16 protein-coding genes are annotated in these 17,324 nt (G+C 42.0%); 6 read left to right on the top strand and 10 right to left on the bottom strand.

Features of this window, described 5'->3' with window-relative positions:
• Positions 1 to 50: 50 nt before the first annotated feature.
• The 3 genes from ACM0OZ_RS38210 to ACM0OZ_RS38200 form a co-directional block, all read right to left on the bottom strand.
• Entirely contained in the window at positions 51 to 1,034 is a 984-nt protein-coding gene (locus ACM0OZ_RS38210; RefSeq protein ID WP_414588059.1) for an acetyl-CoA carboxylase carboxyltransferase subunit alpha, read from the bottom strand.
• Positions 1,035 to 1,221: 187 nt separating this feature from the next.
• On the bottom strand, positions 1,222 to 2,241 hold the full coding sequence (locus ACM0OZ_RS38205; RefSeq protein ID WP_414588058.1) for a long-chain acyl-[acyl-carrier-protein] reductase: 1,020 nt from the start codon (positions 2,239 to 2,241) through the stop codon (positions 1,222 to 1,224).
• A 171-nt stretch (positions 2,242 to 2,412) separates the two neighbouring features.
• Complete coding sequence (locus ACM0OZ_RS38200) at positions 2,413 to 3,108, bottom strand: aldehyde oxygenase (deformylating) (protein WP_414588057.1); 696 nt, start codon at positions 3,106 to 3,108, stop codon at positions 2,413 to 2,415.
• 216 nt (positions 3,109 to 3,324) lie between these two features.
• On the opposite strand from ACM0OZ_RS38200, the gene ACM0OZ_RS38195 reads away from it, so the two are divergent.
• The 4 genes from ACM0OZ_RS38195 to ACM0OZ_RS38180 are packed head-to-tail and all read left to right on the top strand — an operon-like array spanning position 3,325 to position 4,934.
• Positions 3,325 to 4,167, top strand: a complete 843-nt coding sequence (locus ACM0OZ_RS38195; protein WP_414588079.1) for a carbohydrate ABC transporter permease — start codon at positions 3,325 to 3,327, stop codon at positions 4,165 to 4,167.
• Between the two features lie 38 nt (positions 4,168 to 4,205).
• Positions 4,206 to 4,502, top strand: coding sequence for a BrnT family toxin (locus ACM0OZ_RS38190; protein ID WP_414588056.1), 297 nt, complete (start codon positions 4,206 to 4,208; stop codon positions 4,500 to 4,502).
• Positions 4,471 to 4,695, top strand: a complete 225-nt coding sequence (locus ACM0OZ_RS38185) for a hypothetical protein (protein ID WP_414588055.1) — start codon at positions 4,471 to 4,473, stop codon at positions 4,693 to 4,695. Before ACM0OZ_RS38190 ends, ACM0OZ_RS38185 begins: the two co-directional genes overlap by 32 nt.
• Before the next feature lie 11 nt (positions 4,696 to 4,706).
• A complete protein-coding gene (locus ACM0OZ_RS38180) occupies positions 4,707 to 4,934 on the top strand; it encodes a hypothetical protein (RefSeq protein WP_414588054.1) in 228 nt (75 codons plus the stop codon).
• Positions 4,935 to 4,974: 40 nt separating this feature from the next.
• On the opposite strand, the gene ACM0OZ_RS38175 is transcribed toward ACM0OZ_RS38180, so the two are convergent.
• From ACM0OZ_RS38175 to ACM0OZ_RS38145, 7 genes are all read right to left on the bottom strand, one after another.
• A complete protein-coding gene (locus ACM0OZ_RS38175) occupies positions 4,975 to 6,003 on the bottom strand; it encodes an ABC transporter substrate-binding protein (protein ID WP_414588078.1) in 1,029 nt (342 codons plus the stop codon).
• A gap of 2,232 nt (positions 6,004 to 8,235) precedes the next feature.
• Positions 8,236 to 11,286, bottom strand: a complete 3,051-nt coding sequence (locus ACM0OZ_RS38170; protein ID WP_414588053.1) for an ABC transporter substrate-binding protein — start codon at positions 11,284 to 11,286, stop codon at positions 8,236 to 8,238.
• A gap of 21 nt (positions 11,287 to 11,307) precedes the next feature.
• On the bottom strand, positions 11,308 to 12,684 hold the full coding sequence (locus ACM0OZ_RS38165) for an AAA family ATPase (protein ID WP_414588051.1): 1,377 nt from the start codon (positions 12,682 to 12,684) through the stop codon (positions 11,308 to 11,310).
• A gap of 589 nt (positions 12,685 to 13,273) precedes the next feature.
• Positions 13,274 to 14,299 carry a hypothetical protein gene (locus ACM0OZ_RS38160; protein ID WP_414588050.1) on the bottom strand — a complete coding sequence of 342 codons (1,026 nt, stop codon included), beginning with the start codon at positions 14,297 to 14,299 and terminating at the stop codon, positions 13,274 to 13,276.
• Positions 14,300 to 14,373: 74 nt separating this feature from the next.
• The gene (locus ACM0OZ_RS38155; protein ID WP_414588049.1) at positions 14,374 to 14,970 is read right to left on the bottom strand and encodes a hypothetical protein; all 597 of its coding nucleotides are present in this window, start codon (positions 14,968 to 14,970) and stop codon (positions 14,374 to 14,376) included.
• 252 nt (positions 14,971 to 15,222) lie between these two features.
• Complete coding sequence (locus tag ACM0OZ_RS38150; RefSeq protein WP_414588077.1) at positions 15,223 to 15,405, bottom strand: type II toxin-antitoxin system HicA family toxin; 183 nt, start codon at positions 15,403 to 15,405, stop codon at positions 15,223 to 15,225.
• A gap of 64 nt (positions 15,406 to 15,469) precedes the next feature.
• Positions 15,470 to 15,694: a type II toxin-antitoxin system HicB family antitoxin gene (locus tag ACM0OZ_RS38145; protein ID WP_414588048.1), complete on the bottom strand. Its 225-nt coding sequence runs from the start codon at positions 15,692 to 15,694 to the stop codon at positions 15,470 to 15,472.
• A gap of 308 nt (positions 15,695 to 16,002) precedes the next feature.
• On the opposite strand from ACM0OZ_RS38145, the gene ACM0OZ_RS38140 reads away from it, so the two are divergent.
• Both ACM0OZ_RS38140 and ACM0OZ_RS38135 read left to right on the top strand, forming a co-directional pair.
• Positions 16,003 to 16,155: a hypothetical protein gene (locus tag ACM0OZ_RS38140; RefSeq protein ID WP_414588047.1), complete on the top strand. Its 153-nt coding sequence runs from the start codon at positions 16,003 to 16,005 to the stop codon at positions 16,153 to 16,155.
• 251 nt (positions 16,156 to 16,406) lie between these two features.
• A partial coding sequence (locus ACM0OZ_RS38135; protein ID WP_414588046.1) for a tetratricopeptide repeat protein occupies positions 16,407 to 17,324 on the top strand: 918 nt, incomplete at its 3' end.

Genomic DNA, 17,324 nt, shown 5'->3' with positions numbered 1-17,324 from the left:
TCCATAGGCAATTATAGCACTGCTACTATACTAATCAAGCATCTCACGTTTTATGAGTGGGAAACTTCGGTGAAAACACCAATTTTGCGGAATTTTTCGTAACGCATTTGGCGTCGTTCTTGCGGAGTAAAGCGGTTGAGTTCCTCTAAATTGTCCAACAGAGCTTGCTTAAGAGTGGTGGCAGCTTTTAGGGGGTCAGAATGAGCGCCGCCAATTGGTTCAGGCAATATCTGGTCAATAATTCCTAAGTTTTTCAGGTCTGGTGCTGTGATTTTCAAAGCAACCGCTGCTTGGGGAGCTTTGCTAGCATCTTTCCATAAAATGGCAGCACAGGCTTCGGGAGTCGCAACAGTGTAAACTGCGTGTTCAAACATCAGCAAGCGATCGCCCACACCAATACCTAAAGCACCGCCGGAACCGCCCTCACCAATTACAGTGCTGATGATCGGCACATCAAAGGAAAACATCTCGCGCAAATTGTAAGCAATTGCTTCCCCAGCACCTTGTTGTTCTGCAATCACTGTAGGCAAAGCGCCGGGCGTGTCGATAAAAGTTATAATCGGTATGGTAAACCTGTTGGCATGTTCCATCAAGCGCAGCGCCTTACGATAGCCTCCAGGAGTAGCCATACCGAAGTTACGGGCGATATTGTCTTTAGTGTCACGACCTTTTTGATGACCCAAGAATACCACGGGTTTGCCATCTAAGCGACCCACGCCACCGATTAAAGCAGGGTCGTCAGAATTGCAGCGATCGCCATGCAACTCCATCCATTCATCACTGATAGCTTGAATATAATCAAGGGTACTAGGGCGGCGGGGATGACGAGCGACTTGCAATCGCTGAGACGGCGATAAACTAGTGAAAATTTCCTCACGCAGTTGCATAGCGCGTGCTTCTAGCTGACGAATTTGACCAGTTACATCGACGCCATTTTCTTCTGCTAGTTGCCGAATTTGCTCAATTCGAGTAGCAAGTTCGGCTAGGGGCTTTTCAAAATCCAACAGTAGCGGTTTACGCTCAGTAGTAGCCATTTTTTGATTGAAAAGTGAACAGTGAGACCAGTACTGCAGGAGGGTTTCCCGACCTAGGTAACTGGCGTTCGCCGTCAGGCGTGCCGAAGGCATACCCGAAGGGTGAAGAGCCTTCAAAGAATTAGAAATTAAAAATTAAAAATTTCAAAAGGCTAATTTTTAATTTTTAATTTCTAACTCTTAATTTTTATACCAGCAGTGGTCTAAATCCATGCTTTTTCGATACGTGACCAATCTGCTCCATTTTTTCTACAGTAATCCGATTCCGCCCCCAAGAGAAGTTAGTGTATAACTTCTCAAATTCCAGTAGCATTGATTCTGCAAAACAAGCGAATAACTGGCGTGCTGGAACATTCATATTGACGATGCTCATAATTTTCCAATCAATATCGAGCGAATGTTCAACAATGCCACCATTGAGGACATACACACCAGGATGCTGAATTTTGGTTGCGAGGTTTTTTGGATACCCACCATCTATCAGCAAACAAGGTTGCTTTAAAACTGTGGGTTCGATTTCCATACCTTTGGGCATACTGGCAACCCAAACCACAATATCAGCTTGGGGGAGTGCTTCTTCCAAAGACATGATTTTTCCACGTCCTAGTTCGTCTTGCAGCTGTTGCAGGCGTTCTTGGTTACGGGCTATGAGCAAGAGTTCCTTGATATCTGTTTTGGCATCTAACCAACGACAGACGGCACTTCCAATATCTCCAGTCGCCCCACACACAGCAACAGTTGATTTTGATAGTTCAATGCCTACTTGTTTCGAGGCTTTTTCTACCTGTTGACAAATGATGTATGCCGTATGAGTGTTTCCTGTAGTAAAGCGTTCAAACTCTAGTTTAATATTGCGGACTTGTTTCAACTCCTCTAAATTAAAGTTTTCAAAAATGATCGAAGAAAACCCGCCTAAAGCTGTAATATTTATCCCGTGCTTTTGAGCATGAGCCATAGCGTTGAGGACTTTACGTGTTGCAGCTTTGATGCGACGAGTTGCTAGCATTTCTGGCAAAAAGCATGACTCCACATACCGCCCTTCAATTTTTTGCCCGGTAACACTGGTGACAGTGATGTTATCGACAATTTGAGGCGGGGCGCTGCACCAAAAATCTAGCCCTTGATCGGCATATTCTGGATAGCCCAAATCTCTGGCTACTGCTTGCGCGTGTTCTAAACTAGTAAGGTGTCCGATTAGACCAAACATGAACTGTTGTGTTAGCCTTATCCTTTCTCAAAGGGGTGGAATGAGCGGGTCAGAGACAACTAACCCTTAAAAATACTACACAAAAAGTCACGAAAAATGAGGGGCGACTTCTTGAGGACGGGGTGACGCGGGGACATTTTCTTTCTCCGCGCGTCTTGTTGTCTCTCTTATCTATACTGCTGCCAGTCCGTAGGCGGATAGGCGCATAATATCGCGGGTAGAGAAACCAATATTGCTGAGGGCTTCTCCGTACTGAATCATGAAGTCTTCCACCAAAGCTTCCTTTTCCATTGCCAAAGTGTGAGCATCTTCGGCGACAGAGTTAAGCATTTTCCACACTATGGGAAGATTTTGGCGATTTGCTTCTTCTAACTCAGCTTTTGATTCTTCAAAGTGTTCTTTCAACCACACTTCTCCAAAGTTGAGATGGCTGTATTCGTCTTTAACTACGCCTTCAGTAATTTTACGAGCAAACTCATCGGCGACAGGGATGTAAATGTTGTATGCGGCGATCGCAAAACATTCAATAATTAAAGACTGAATCAGCAAGCAAGTCACAACCTTACCTTCAGCAGATGCTGTTTGGAAATTTTGATGTAATGAGCTAAAAAACTCCTTAGCAAATTTCAAATCCGGTGTGACTTGAAGATTGCGCCCACAAGCTTCAAATCCTTTCTTGTGGCGACTTTCCATCTTCGATAGGCGAATCAGTTCATCCTTATTTTCCGGCAGCAGTTCAGCAAGTTTGATGTAATTCTCGTGAGCCTCTTGTTCTCCTTCGATCACAATCGCATTAATGCGGCTGTAGGCGTCTTTGTATGTTTCGCTGTGAAAGTCAATTTCAGATTGAGCTGCAAGCTGCTGCATCGTACGTTCACTCCTGTGATGTGAATCATGGGATACCAAAATTGCGTTAACCCCAAAAATTGAGGGCAACGTTAACTGTGGTTTAATTTAACTTAACAAGTCTCTATGTTCTAGATTAGCTTTTGCTGGCGGCATTAGTTCAAGCTAATTCATACGACGGTGAGGAAAGGAGGAAGAGTGGGAGACAGGGGAGAAATTATAGATGATAAATCCAAAATCCAAAACACCAAGCGTCCTGAACGCAGCGAAGGATCTAAATTCAAAATTCCCTGGAGCCTAGGAGTGCTACTACTGGGAGGTGTTATCGTCTTGTTACCTTTGGTTGTCGTCTTCTTGACATCCTTTGCACCTCCTGGCGCAACTCCTAGTGTTTTACCTAATAATGGTTGGTCTTTAACCAATTATCGTGATGCTTGGGAAAGAGGTAAATTTTTACTTGCTTTCGCTAATTCTACCTTAGTAGCGATCGCTGTGACCGCCTTTCAAATTATCACTTCGGCACTTGCTGGTTACGCCTTAGCACGGCTGAAATTTCGCGGCAGGCAAGCGCTGCTGCTGATTGTGCTGGCAACACTAGTGATTCCCTTCCAGTTACTCGTGATTCCCGTTTTTTTGGTATTAAAATGGGGACACCTGATAAACACTTATTGGGCGCTCATTTTACCAACAGCGGCCAATGGTTTTGGTATTTTCCTGTTGCGTCAATATTTCCTGACTATTCCTGTAGAGTTAGAAGAAGCAGCCGCCATAGATGGGGCAAACAGACTACAAATTTTGTGGCGGGTGATGTTACCATTAGCCCGTCCCGCTTTAGTGACGCTGTTTCTGTTTACCTTTATCGGGGAATGGAATGATGTGTTTAAACCGTTGGTATTTACAACGCGCCCGGAATTGAGGACAGTGCAGCTGGCGTTGGCAGAGTTTCAGGAGCAATTTACCAACAATTGGCCCTTGATGATGGCAGCGGTGACCATCGCGACTGTACCAGTGATGTTACTATTTCTTGTTGGTCAGCGTCAGTTTATTCAGGGTATTGCAACAACGGGGATGAAGAATTAGGCAGAAGAGGAAGCTAGCAGGTCGTCAGATATCAAAGCATGAATGTAGAATTTAAGTGGGATAATCAAAAAGCTAGTCTGAATCTCCAAAAGCACGGTATCAGCTTTGAATTAGCTACAACAGTTTTTAACGATCCTCTTGCTTACATATTCGAGGATGAATGGCATTCTGTTGGTGAACAACGAGAAATTATTATCGGACATGACCAAGACAACCGCCTGTTGTTGGTCTGCTTTACTGAAAGAGGAAACGTTATCCGCATTATTAGCGCACGTCTAGCAACAAAAAAAGAACGAAGAGACTATGAAGAATTCACAGGCTTCAGAAGCAGATAACAACCCAGACAGTGATTTGCTTCCAGAGTACAACTTTGACTATCGTAAAGCCCGTCCTAACCGTTTTACTAGCCACGAGGAAAAAACTCCTTTGACAGTTATGCTCGATCCAGATGTTGCTGAAGTATTCACAACATCGGAAGCTGTGAACAAAGCGCTTCGTGCGTTACTATCTGCAATTCCCAAGACTTAAAGATAAAGGGAATGGGATTTCCTCATAGCGATTCCCCACACCCTAATTTGTTTCCTGAGTTTGCAAGCGAACTGTATCTTCCGGATCAGGCAGTTGAAATTCAAAATCAGATGGCTGTTGCAGAAGTACAGCGTTGGTCAGCGTTAGTTTATTTGCGGTATTGCTACAACAGGCATGAAGAATTAGTCACTTTTTGGAATTCTACAGTAATATTAAAATTCCAAGAATTAGTAAAATGATACTACACAGATGTGCATCAGAGTAAAGCTGCACTTATCTTTACTCTTTCACCAATTCAAATTTACCTCCAACAACCTTAACAAGGACAGGTTTAGTTTGACTTTGCCCCTCTAGATCAAACTGTAAAATTTCTCCAGAAGTTTCGCTAGATGGAATTTTTACATCTTGCAGTCTTCGTAGAACTGTTGAACGAGAGGCATCAGGGGACAAAGCTTGAATCAAAGCCTGCGTAGCATCAAAACTAGTAGCTGTCCGCCAGCTAATCTGTCCTCCCCATTGCTTCGCTGCGGCTTGTGCAAAGTTTTTTGATTGTGGTGTTTCTCTAAACCAGGGAACAGCTAGAGTCATGTCTTCAAGATCATTGCCTCTTTTTTGTAGGATTGTGTTGTTATATAAAGTATCTCCACCTAACAACATTAATTTTTGCCTGTTGGAGTTTTTGAGTCTAGCATTTCTTTGGGCAACAACTGCGGCAACGTTGAGAACCGTAGGAGTGCTTTGTATATCTGGAAATAACACAGCAGCTTGTACCTGGGATCTATACAAACTTTTTGCGATTTCTGTTTCTATATCCAGTTCTGCGTTGGTTAAATCAATTTCCCGAACAATTTGACCCTTTATTTGTTCAAAATTTCTTGTAAATTCCTTTGTCAAACTGCTGCTATGGCTGCTAGCAGAATTATAGAAAATGACAACATTGTTGATACCGAGGGACTTTTTGGCATACGTGGCTAACTTCTCTCCAATAAGAGCGTCAGAAGGTACTGTCCGAAAGAAAACAGGATTGCCATTGTCATTCAAGAATGTACTGGAACTAGTAGGAGAGATGATGGCTAAGTTAGCTTTTTTGTATGTGTCAAGTGCCGTTTTAATAGTATCGCTAGAGTTATATCCAATCACTGCGAGTACAGAAGAGTCTTTCACCAATTCATCAGCAATTTTTTGAGTTACTTTCGGTTTGTTATCATCATTAGCGATCGCAATTTCTAATAATCGATTATTTAATCCGCCTTTTTCATTGAACTGATTTTGTGCCTGCGCTACGCCTCGCAATATTTCTTGAGCCATGTCTGTGTTGTCTGCGGGCACAACCACTGCTAGTGTCAAAGGAGAACCCTGTTCCTTAGCAAGGGAATTGTTGTAGTAAATCAGTACTTCTGGATCACTGCGATTAGCCGTTGTAGCGGTTTTAAAATATCCTGCCGCATCCAAGTATTTGCCTTGTCGAAAAGCTTGAATACCCTGTTCACGAGCAAGGTTTTTAATTTTTGGAAAGAGGGTGCCCTCGCCTCGACTAATATTAATACTTTGGCTGACGACACAACCATTACCTAGAGCCCTTTGTTGACCTGCAGAACAGGGTGTTGACCATTGATAAAGGCCAAAACCAACAAAGGATAATATTCCTGTCGCCACCGCTATTGCAGCGATAGGAAATAGTTGATTGTAAGACTTTTGGCTATACTGGTTACTATTACTTGTTCTAGCCAAAGCTTTCCTAGAGGCAGGAGTTGGAATACGAGCTAAAAAATTAGTTGGTGGATTTGTTATTGTAGATTCAGTTTCCGCTAGAGTAATTTTTTGCAGTTTCTCCAATGCTATTGGGTTTTCCTTGTCAATTTTCAAGATTCGCTCAAACTGCTCCTTTGCTTGTGTTAAGTTTCGTTGCGCAAGCAAATTTTCTCCGTAGGTAGCAAGCGCACGCAACAATCCATCTTTATAGCGTGCGGGATCAGCTTCGTAGACCTGTGTATATAGTTTTACGGCTTTGTCGAACTCGTCTATCTCAAAATATCCTTGAGCCAAAGCCACTACTGTACTGAAGTGATTAGGATTGAGCTTCAAAATATGCTCATAAACAGCTAGTGCATTTTGTTTTTTGCCCTGTTCAGACATTACTCTTGCTTGTTTCAAGAGGAAATTAACTTTTTCTTCCTCTAAATTCTCTAGTTGCCATATCACCTGCCGCAGAGGGTAACGTTTGACTAACCAACGGCGGATTAATTCAACTTTGACTCTATGTCCTGTATTGTCCAAAAAACCGTCTTTGGTTAACTGTTCTAGCGCTTGAACTAGTTGTTCTGTTTGGATAACTCCATAGCTTTTAAGCAGCATTAATGCTTCTTTTGAATCCTTACTTTTCACGGGATCTGGAAAACCTCTCTCCAAACCTCTCTCCTGCAAGGAGAGAGGCTTTAAATTCTCCCCCTTCCCTTGTAGGGAAGGAGGCTGGGGGGTTAGGTTTCGCGTTGGTTTTTCGACATGACGTGAAAAGTCAGCTTCTGAATCTTCCTGGGCTAGCGCTATCGCTATCTTTTGAGTCTCCGCCACAGCTGAAAACACTACTTGTTCTGGGATAGACAGTCCGTTCCAAAACCATGCCAGCCCTGCCTCGGCAAGTTCAATTGCTTTGTCTACAATGCCCTCAACATCTTTGCGGTTGATAGTCCAGTTTTGTAGTTCCCGCGCTCTTCCAAATAGAGCAAAGCAAATGACTTGTGTAAAGTATGGATGTCCTGCAGACAGTTCTAAAATTGCTCGTATCGCATCTGGCTCGTATTCGAGCACACCCTGAGCGAGTTTAGTAATTAGCCGTTTAGCACTTAGCTCATCCAGCAAACCTATTTCTTGGATAGGTGCTTCCTTAAATACTTCAAGTATAGTTGGCAGTTCTTCTGGTTTCTGTCCTACAAGTAGAATGATAAAGAGATTATTTTGTAAAGTGATATTGCGTAGATAAGGGAAATTTTTTTTAACTAATGAGCTAGATTCTTCTGTCGTTAAACTATCAAACTCATCCAGTAATAATACTAGTTTTTTGTCTTGTAATTCTTTAAAAACTTTAGGTAAAAATTGGCTGGAAAAAATATATGGGTCTTTTTCTAAATCTGTAGTTGAAGGTAGCTTTATACTATCTTGAGCCAGTTCAAGGTAGTCTAATATTTCTGTCGCAAGAGTTTCCAAGATATTACTGAGAGATTTACCACTTTTGTCTTGTAAATCGAAGGGAACAAAGACAAAATCATCTGGTGCAACAAAGTTAGGAATATTACGAAGTACAGAGGACTTGCCTATGCGTCGTTGACCATGTAACAAGATAACCTTGACATTTTGTCTTAAATTGTCCTCAATAAAGCCGAACAGAGCTTCTCGTCCAAATATCAATTCCGGTTCATCGATTGGGCGACCAATGATGTAAGGATTGCGGCGAGTCGTTGAATAGGTCATAATAGTTCTCAATTTACTAAGCTACTGATCGTCTTATTGTGAAGAACAGCTTAAGATCACCCTGGCTCATCTTTACTCTTTCACTAATTCAAATTTACCTCCAACAACCTTAACAAGGACAGGTTTATTTTGGCTTTCTCCTTCTGAATCAAACTTTAAAATCTCTCCAGAAGTTTCACCAGCTTCAACTGTTAGAAGATCTTGATTTTTTAGATTTATCATAACTGTTGACCTATCGCCACTGGGACGTAAAGCTTTAATCAAAGCCTGCGTAGCATCAAAACTAGTAGCTGTGCGCCAGCTAACTGGTCCTCCCCATTGCTTCTGTGCTGCTTGTGCAAATTTTTTTGATTGTGGTGCTTCCCTAAACCAGGGGACTGCTAGAATCAAGCCTTCAATAGATTTTTCGCCTAGTTGCAAATTTTTCTCACTATATAGGGCATCCCCACCCAACAACTTTAGCTCTTTTCGCCCTTGGTTGTTAGGTCGGTTTTTAAGTCTAGTATTGATCTCGGCAACAAGTGAGGCAAACTCGAGTGCCTTAGAAGTGCTTTCCGTGCCTGGAAATAACACAGCGGCTTGTGCGTTGTCTTGTTGATACACACTGTTTTCAAGTTCATCTTTCCACTCATTTAGTTTTGAGTGCTTTAAATCAATTTTCTTAACAATTCTATTCCTTAATGGGTCTTCAAATTTCTTTGTAAATTCCTCTCTCAAACTGTTGCTATAGCTGCTACCGGAATTATAGAAAATGACAACATTGTTGATACCAAGGGACTTTTTAGCATACGTGGCTAACTTCTCTCCAGTAGCAGCATCAGAAGGTACCGTCCGAAAGAAAACACCATTGTCGCTGTCATTTAATAATGTGTTGGTACTAGTGGGAGAGATGATGGCTAAGTTAGCGTTTCTGTATGTATTTAATGCCTCTTTGGTAGCATCGCTAGTGTTATGTCCAATCACTGCCAGTACAGATGGGTCTTTCTCCAAATCCGCAGCCACTTGTTTCGCATTACTCGGTTCGTTATCATCGTTGGCGATCGCAATTTCCAATAATCGACCCTTTAATCCCTTTTTTTCATTGAACTGATGTTGTGCCTGCGCCACACCTCGCAATATTTCTTGAGCCTGCTCTTGTTGTTTTGCTGGCACAACCACTGCGATTGTGAAAGGAGTACCTTGTTGTTGCTTGGCACGGACATTGTTGTAGTAAATCAGTACCTCTGGGTCATTGGGCTTAGCCGTTGTAGCTGTTTTAAAATGTTCTGCCGCATCGGAGTATTTGCCTTGTTCAAAAGCTTGAATGCCCTTGTCACGAGCAGAGTTTTGAATCTTAGGAAAGAAGGTGCGTTCACCACGACTAATTTTTCTTTCATCTAGTTTGCAACCAACATAAAATACCTTCTGTTGACCAGCAGAACATGGCGTTGACACCCGATAAAAACCAATACCAGCAAGGGCAATTATTCCTATCACTGCTGCTGTACGGCGTAACGGAATTCGCCAACGCAAATGTGGAATAATCCACTCGCCTGGTAGACCTGGCAGGAGTGGTGGTTGAGTAGCACTAGCTTCAATATTAGAGATTTCTTGCAGTTTCTGTTCTGCTAATTGGTTTCTAGGCTCAATTTCCAAGATTCGCTCAAACTGCTCTCTTGCCTTTACCAACTCTCGTTGCGTGAGCAAATGTTCTCCGTAGGCAGCAAGCGCACGCAACAGTCCATCTTTGTTACGTGCGCGATCAAATTGGTAAGCTCGCGTGTATAGTTCCACGGCTTTATCGAACTCTTTCACCTCCAAGTATACTTGAGCCAGATTCACTACTGTACTGAAGTGATTAGGATTGAGCGTCAAAATTTGCTCATAAAAAGCCAGAGCATTTTGTGTTTTGCCGTTTTGACGCAGTGCCTCTGCTTGTTCTAAAAGGAGATTAATTTCTTCTTGCTTAAGTTTCTCCAATTCCAATATCGCTTGCCGCAAAGGATGACGTTTGATTAACCAACGGCGGACTAATTCTACTTTGACTCTACGTTCCGTATCATCCAAGAAACTATTGTCATTGTTGCCACCACCTAGTTGGTTCGCTGCTTGATTCAACGACTCTGTTTGGACTCCATAGTTTTTAAGCAGCACTAATGGGTCTTCTGGAACCCTCTGGCTGTTGGCAATAGCTATGCTTTGCGCTTCTGCCACGGCAGAGAAGACGACTTGCTGTTGGGTTGGCAGTCCTTTCCAGTACCAATCTAATCCACCTTCAGCACTCTCAATTGCTCTAGTTACAATATTATTTACATCGTCGCGAGTGACCTGCGATTTGTTTTCATCTCTTGCTTGCTGGAAAATAGCATGACATATGACTTGAGTAAAATAGGGATGTCCTGCTGATAGCTCCAGAATTGCTCTGATTGCATCCTGGTCGTATTCCAGAATATCCCGAACTGGTTTAGAAATGAGCCGTTTAGCACTTAGCTCATCCAGCAAACCAATTTCGTTAACGGGTGCATGCCCAAACAAATCAACCAGCTTTGGCATATCACTCAGATTCCGTCCCACTACTGGAATAATGAATAATTTTTTGTGCTGTTCAATCAGTTCTTTTAGATACGCAAAGAAATGCATATCTGCTTGTCGGTTTTCCCCTTGGGTGTGGACATCATCACTTAAAACATCAAATTCATCTAGTAATAACACCAGATTTTTCTCACGCAATTCCTGATGCACTCGTGCTAAGAAGTTCTGAGAAAAGATGTTTGGTTGTAACTCTGTAGCTGAGAGCAAGAGTAGCAGACTATTTTCAGTATTTAAGTGCTCCAGGCATTCGAGGTCGAGGATTTCTGTTGCAAGTGAGTGCAGAATCTGACTGAGGGAGCGCGAAGGTTTATCTTGAAGGTCAAAGTTTACAAAAACAAACTCATTGAACTCCCTCTGCTGAAAAAATAAGGGAATTTGTCTTAGTACAGATGACTTACCGATACGCCGTTGACCGTGTAGTAAGATAACCTTGACATTTTGTACCAGGTTGTCCTCGATGAAACCGAATAGACCTTCCCGCCCGAAGAAAAATTCTTCTTCATCGATTGGACGACCAATGATATAAGGATTTCTTTGTTGACTTCCAGCCACCACACTTTTCCTCGTTTGTGCTTATATCCAGTTAAACAAGCCTTGAATGGCTCCTTTCGGAAAAGCAGCTGACAACTTACCAAACAATTCAAGGGCAGAGGATATCTCTTGTGTATGGTTCCACAACCAGCGAATTGCTTGTGTGACGTTCTCGGTTTGTTCGTGACTCATCAACTTGAGAAACACCTTTCGCCGTTTTTCCAGTGATTCATTATTGGTGTTCCCCAGTTCTTGAATCACCCACTCCTCCATAAGTGAGGAAGTGAAAGAGAGAATCTTTTTATTTCCTTGTTCTGTACGGATAATCACGCGTTTTTCGCGTGAATTTGTCAGTTCTCCTTCTTTTCTCAATCCTGTACGGGTGATCACGCCCTGTTCTTCTAAATTCGTCAATTCTCGCTCTTTTTGGCTGAAGATGATGTCAATACCGCTTAAATCATAGCTGTTCTTATGCAAACGACCTTTCAAGCTAGACAAAGCTATCAGCATCAATAAACTTTGCTCTTGTTCACTGCATCTGTCCCAAATGTTTTGAAAAATCTGTTTCGTATCGCTTTCAAATTTTCCGGCAAAGTCTTGAGCATCCAGTGCTGTTCCTTGTGCAGTTCGTAGCTCTCTGTACAACAGAGAACCAGCATTTTGTAGTAGAGCTGGATGTCCACCTGCAATTTCTCGAATGATGTCCCGTAGTGGTTGTGATTGAGGTGTCTCTGGTACTATGCCAAGTAGTTGGTCAACTTCTTTCTCAGTAAGTAGTTTCAACGACTGGAAGAGATAATGGTTATACCACGGAGAACTGGCTGGACTAAGGGGAGGACCAAGTTCATTGAGGCGCATGAGCGAAGTAACAATCATTGAGAGATATTTTCTCTCCTGACAGTGGTAAGCCAAGTTACGACACTCGCTTAAGAATGTCACCATATCAGCTTGAGTGTATTGCTCATTTTCGTGGAGAGCTGCATCATAGTCATCTACTAGCAGCACTAAGAATTTTCCTTTCCTTCCCAGTTTCCGCAGTATTTGGCGCAAACAATCTTTCGTTGTTAACCCTTGTTCCAACAATTTCTCAATCTCAGTCTTTAAGGTAGGTTCAGTATCCAACTGATCCCTCATGCCAATCAAAACTTCTTTCCAAAAACCAGAGGGAGTGAAGGGATTAATACTCTGACAACTAAAACGAACAATCACAGCCTTGGATGGATCTTCTCCACGTTCTTCCCAAGCTTGCGGTGAAGCAATTTTTTCCAAAAAAGAGGACTTGCCCATTCCTGGTCCACCCCAAATTGCTAAGTGACTGCGATTGAAAATTTGATCAAATGCAGCATCAATCTCAGATTTCCGCCCTACAAAACTTTCTGGAGGAACTGTCTGTCCTACGATAAAAGGATTTTGTTGCATTACAGATATCCAAGCTTTTATATAAATTGCGATTATTTTTCATGTTAAAGCTTATACCGAAGTTAAGCTACAAGAGTTTTTCTTCTATATTCTTAGTAGGTGTAAGCAAAATCAACTCATGCACTTCTGGGATAAAAATCAATACGGTTCAGTTAAGGTTGATGTGTAAAAAATCATGTGTGTAGAGACGCGCCATGGCGCGTCTCTACATCGTCTTCCTGATAAGGGTTCTGGTCTTATCTGAACCGTATTGGGATAAAAATAGAAAAGAATCTTAACAAATTGTTTCTATCGTAAACCAAAGGCTCAGCAAATAGCTAAACCACGCAAGGCATAGCCAAGCCATTTCAGACAATGACTACCTGCTTGTAAAGTACGTAGGTGATAGAACTTAAGGAATAAAATTAAATTATTATTTTGCTTTGCTATGCAACGAGGTCACCGTAATTTTATCCTTCCTAGTATTTCCCCGCTATCCAAAAACCCTTACTTGTTTAATAAAAATTTGCGAAGCAGGTGAGCAGGGACACAGTAGACATTTAGGTATGGAGAAGTTATCAAAAATACTCTCTCCTCCACATCTGACTCCCTAATTAGTCTCCTGAATTTGCAGGCGAATAGTGTGTTCAGTCCCACCAGTCAGTTGTAATTCCATAACTTCACCACCAAGTGGTTCCAAGCATTCAAGCAGTTCTCGCAAACGTGGCGTACTTGCACCCGTATCTACATAGAGACGGTCTGATAAATTACCAATTTTCTTCCAAGCCATGTACAATTTGGCTATCATCTGTTCTAGCTGGGATGCTTGATTCACCAAGTCAGCGGCTATGCTCAAACAGCCCACTCTTTGAGCTTCTATGAGTGCTGTTTCGATGTCAACCTCTTGGACAGTCAGCGCTTGGACTTGAGCTGCGGCTTTGAGATATTTTGCTAAGTTACGTGCTTCTGTGGTGACTTGTTTGAGAGTATCCACATCAGGATTTTGGGCTATTTCTTTTTGGATCGCGCTTTGGTGAGACTCTGGTAATTTTTCCATCTCCTTCACCAGTGGTGCAAGATAACGGGGAGGAAGGGAATTATCTGCTGCTTTTTGCTTGACTGGTTCGGGTAGCAACTCGGAAGACATCGCTGTCCATTCGTCGTTGATTTGACGCACTTCTCGCCTGGTGATGCGATCGCCTTTTTGTGCTGCTTCACCCACCATCTGCTGGACTTCTGGCGCTGCTTTGGCTGTTTCGACAAACGCCCGTTTGCTGAAGTTATTGATAGCTGATGGTTCTAGTCTTCCTTCTTCTAAGAGCGTATCAGCACTGTTTGCCAGTTGAATCCAACTATAAGCCTGGCTTTTGCTGATTTCCCGTTCTTTGAGCCAATTAAGAAAGCCGGTTCCCCGTCCATCGCCGCCCTTTTTCTCTCTGTCGCGGATGGCGCGTAATATTCGTCCCCGCCAGATTTCGGTTTGTAAGTCAAAGCGATCGCACACCTGCCAAGCTATATCCAGCTGCTGTTGAAATTCCGTCTCTGGAATTCCCTCATCTTCTGGATCGGGCAGTTCAAATGTTAAATCTGCTGGCTGTTGCAAGAGATCAGCCAGTTCATTATCGTTGTATAGCACGATGTATAGCTTAGTAGTGAATGCGCTCGGCTTATTATGCCACAATCTGGGGGAACTGTAACCGATGATTTTTTTTAGCGTATACCACTAGCTAAGATTCCTAAAATTTTATTGACATCTTTCAGGTAATATTCACTTAAGTCAATAGAGATAACTTGCCCTTCTAGTTTCAAAAATTGCCAAATGCTTCCAGTCGTGACAGTTCCATAAATTGTCATATTTTCATTACCCGCTCGTTCGTTCAATATTCTTGCTGCTAACATTTCTGCCACACATTGTCCTAAACCAGCCGGAATATTTTCTTTCTTTGCCTCCACAATAATAATGACTGGTGCTGTCACAATTAATCTTTCTGGAGAACGGGTAATAATAAAATCGCAAATACCATTTAAACCTTGTGCAGGATCAACATTAAATTCTACTCCAGAAAACAAATTTATCTGGTTATTTAACTGTCGTCTCAAGTCTAGCAAAATTGGAGAAATAATCATTTCTGACCGAGCTTTCTCACTATTGCTTGCAACAGCAATAGGTAAATTATATTGAAGGACTTCTTTTAATAATTGACTGCATTCTAAATCAGGGACATTCGCAAAAATATTAGTTTCTTCAATAGTAGTGATTTGAAAAGTTTGTTTAACTTTTTCTAGAGTGAAATCGCTGTATGCCATATTAGTTTAGTAATTTTAATCGTATTTTGCCGTAACCACAGCACCCCACCCCCAGCCCGTCTACCACGTGGTAGAGGGGAGGCAAAAGGCACTTTTGGCGGACTGGGGTTTTTACCATTTCCCATCACACCGCATTAACTAATCTAAAATCCGGTTTAATCGTTCCATATCAGATGATTGCACGGTTGGCAAAGAAATAGTGTATGCAAGCAGCTTATTGCATACTCTGAGTAGCTCACTGGTGAGGTAGGCTCAAATTTCATCTAATTCATTTGTATCAATTCCTGTGTCTTCTGGTGTCCTTTCACCTTCAGAGGTATCAATGGCTTGTAGAACCTGTTTAACTATCTTTGCGTGCAACAATTTTCCTGAATGAAAAGGAATCACAACTCTTATTTCTTCTCGACAATAAATTCTGTGACTCCCTTTACTTATAATCTAAATAAACCCTGCATCTAGTAAGACTTTTTCAGCTTCTTTCGCAGTTAAGCGCGGAATTTTAGGCAACTTTCACCTCCAAGATCATTGTTAATATTTCCTTGTTCTGAAGCGCCTGTTTTTCTGAGTTTGACAATGTTTCTATATAAATTTCAACTGCTTCTTTGATATGTGTCTGTACTTCTTCTAACGAATCACCTTGAGATTGACAGCCTGGAAGTTCAGGACAATAAGCATAATATCCATATTCATCTTTTTCAATAACAATGCTGACTTTATACGCCATATAAATGTGCTCCTTTTTCATGAAAATTTAATTTCTTGAATTCTAAATTTATCAAGTTATCAGTTTTGATTCAGTTTCATATGGGCGAAATCTCCGTAAACATTGCACAACGGACGTATTTATTTATAGCTTATCTAGTTTTTCAAAATGTATTGACTGATAATTTCCTTTAATTCTTGAGGTGCTTCAAGCGCTATAGCAGCTCCCAAGGACGTACAACCCACCACCAAAGTAATGTTTCCACAAGGCTTGGTGGCTCATCATTGGGACACCATTCTATAGTTTCATATAAATGTGTTGTGCTAATTATGGGATTTTCAGCTGATAACCTCAACTTACCCACAAAACTCATAGTACTGTGTGCCTGTGAAACCGCGCGGGGGAGGAAGTTAGATTTTCCATTTGATTTCCTTGCGTTGTTGGGTTATGCGATCGCTCTATTCAACCTACAATTAGCTTGATTTTAGGCTGTTTTACCGCCATTTCTAGAAATCCAGAATGTGTTCAATAAACAACGCCACAAAGAGTAATTCTGAAGATTTAAGGAAATTTTGTTTCTAAAACAGAAACCATATTGGCTTGCGTAGAGGAGCCTCGTACAATCAACATTAAATTCTCCGGAGAATTTCTCAAACAATTCAATAAACAACTGATATCAGGATTCGCGATCGCAGGAATATCGCTGTCATTGATAAATTATTGAGGCTTAAGGATGAACACAAGTGCAAAGCTTCAGTGTATTTTTTGCTGCTCGTTTTCTAAGTTTTATCGTTACAGTTTAGCTGTGTTGATGGCTGTGGTTTTGCTGTCCGACTCAGTGGGGGCAACGCTGAAAGGTAGAGAGTTGCAGATAGCACAGCTACCAGAAACTAATTCTCAACAAGCAACTCGTGCAGCGGCACAAAAAGCTTTTAATGAAGGAGTTACATTTTTCAAAGAAGGTAGCGCAGAATCACTAAGACAGGCGAGAAAAAAATATGAAGTAGCTTTGCAACTGTGGCAGAAAGTGGGGGATAAAGCAAAGCAAGCTCTTACACTCAATAATATCGGGGTAGTTTACGACGCTTTAGGAGAAAAACAAAAAGCACTTGAATTCTACAACCAAGCACTACCTTTGTATCGTGCAGTCGGCGACAGGCGTGGAGAAGCTGCAACACTTAATAATATCGGGCTAGTTTATGACACTTTAGGAGAAAAACAAAAAGCACTTGAATTCTACAACCAAGCATTTCCGTTGTATCGTGCGGTGGGCGACAGGCGTGGAGAAGCTGTAACACTCAATAATATCGGGGTAGTTTACGACGCTTTAGGAGAAAAACAAAAAGCACTTGAATACTTAAACCAAGCACTTCCGTTGTTTCGTGCAGTCGGCGACAGGCGTGGAGAAGCTACAACACTCAATGGTATCGGGCTAGTTTACGACACTTTAGGAGAAAAACAAAAAGCACTTGAATTCTACAACCAAGCACTACCTTTGTATCGTGCGGTGGGCGACAGGCGTGGAGAAGCTACAACACTCCATAATATCGGCGCAGTTTACGACGCTTTAGGAGAAAAACAAAAAGCACTGCAATTCTACAACCAAGCATTTCCGTTGTTTCGTGCAGTCGGCGACAGGCGTGGAGAAGCT

The sequence above is a fragment of the Scytonema sp. PCC 10023 genome, assembly GCF_963920835.1.
Classification (GTDB): Bacteria; Cyanobacteriota; Cyanobacteriia; order Cyanobacteriales; family Nostocaceae; genus Kalymmatonema.
This window is presented reverse-complemented; position numbering and strand designations above follow the sequence as displayed.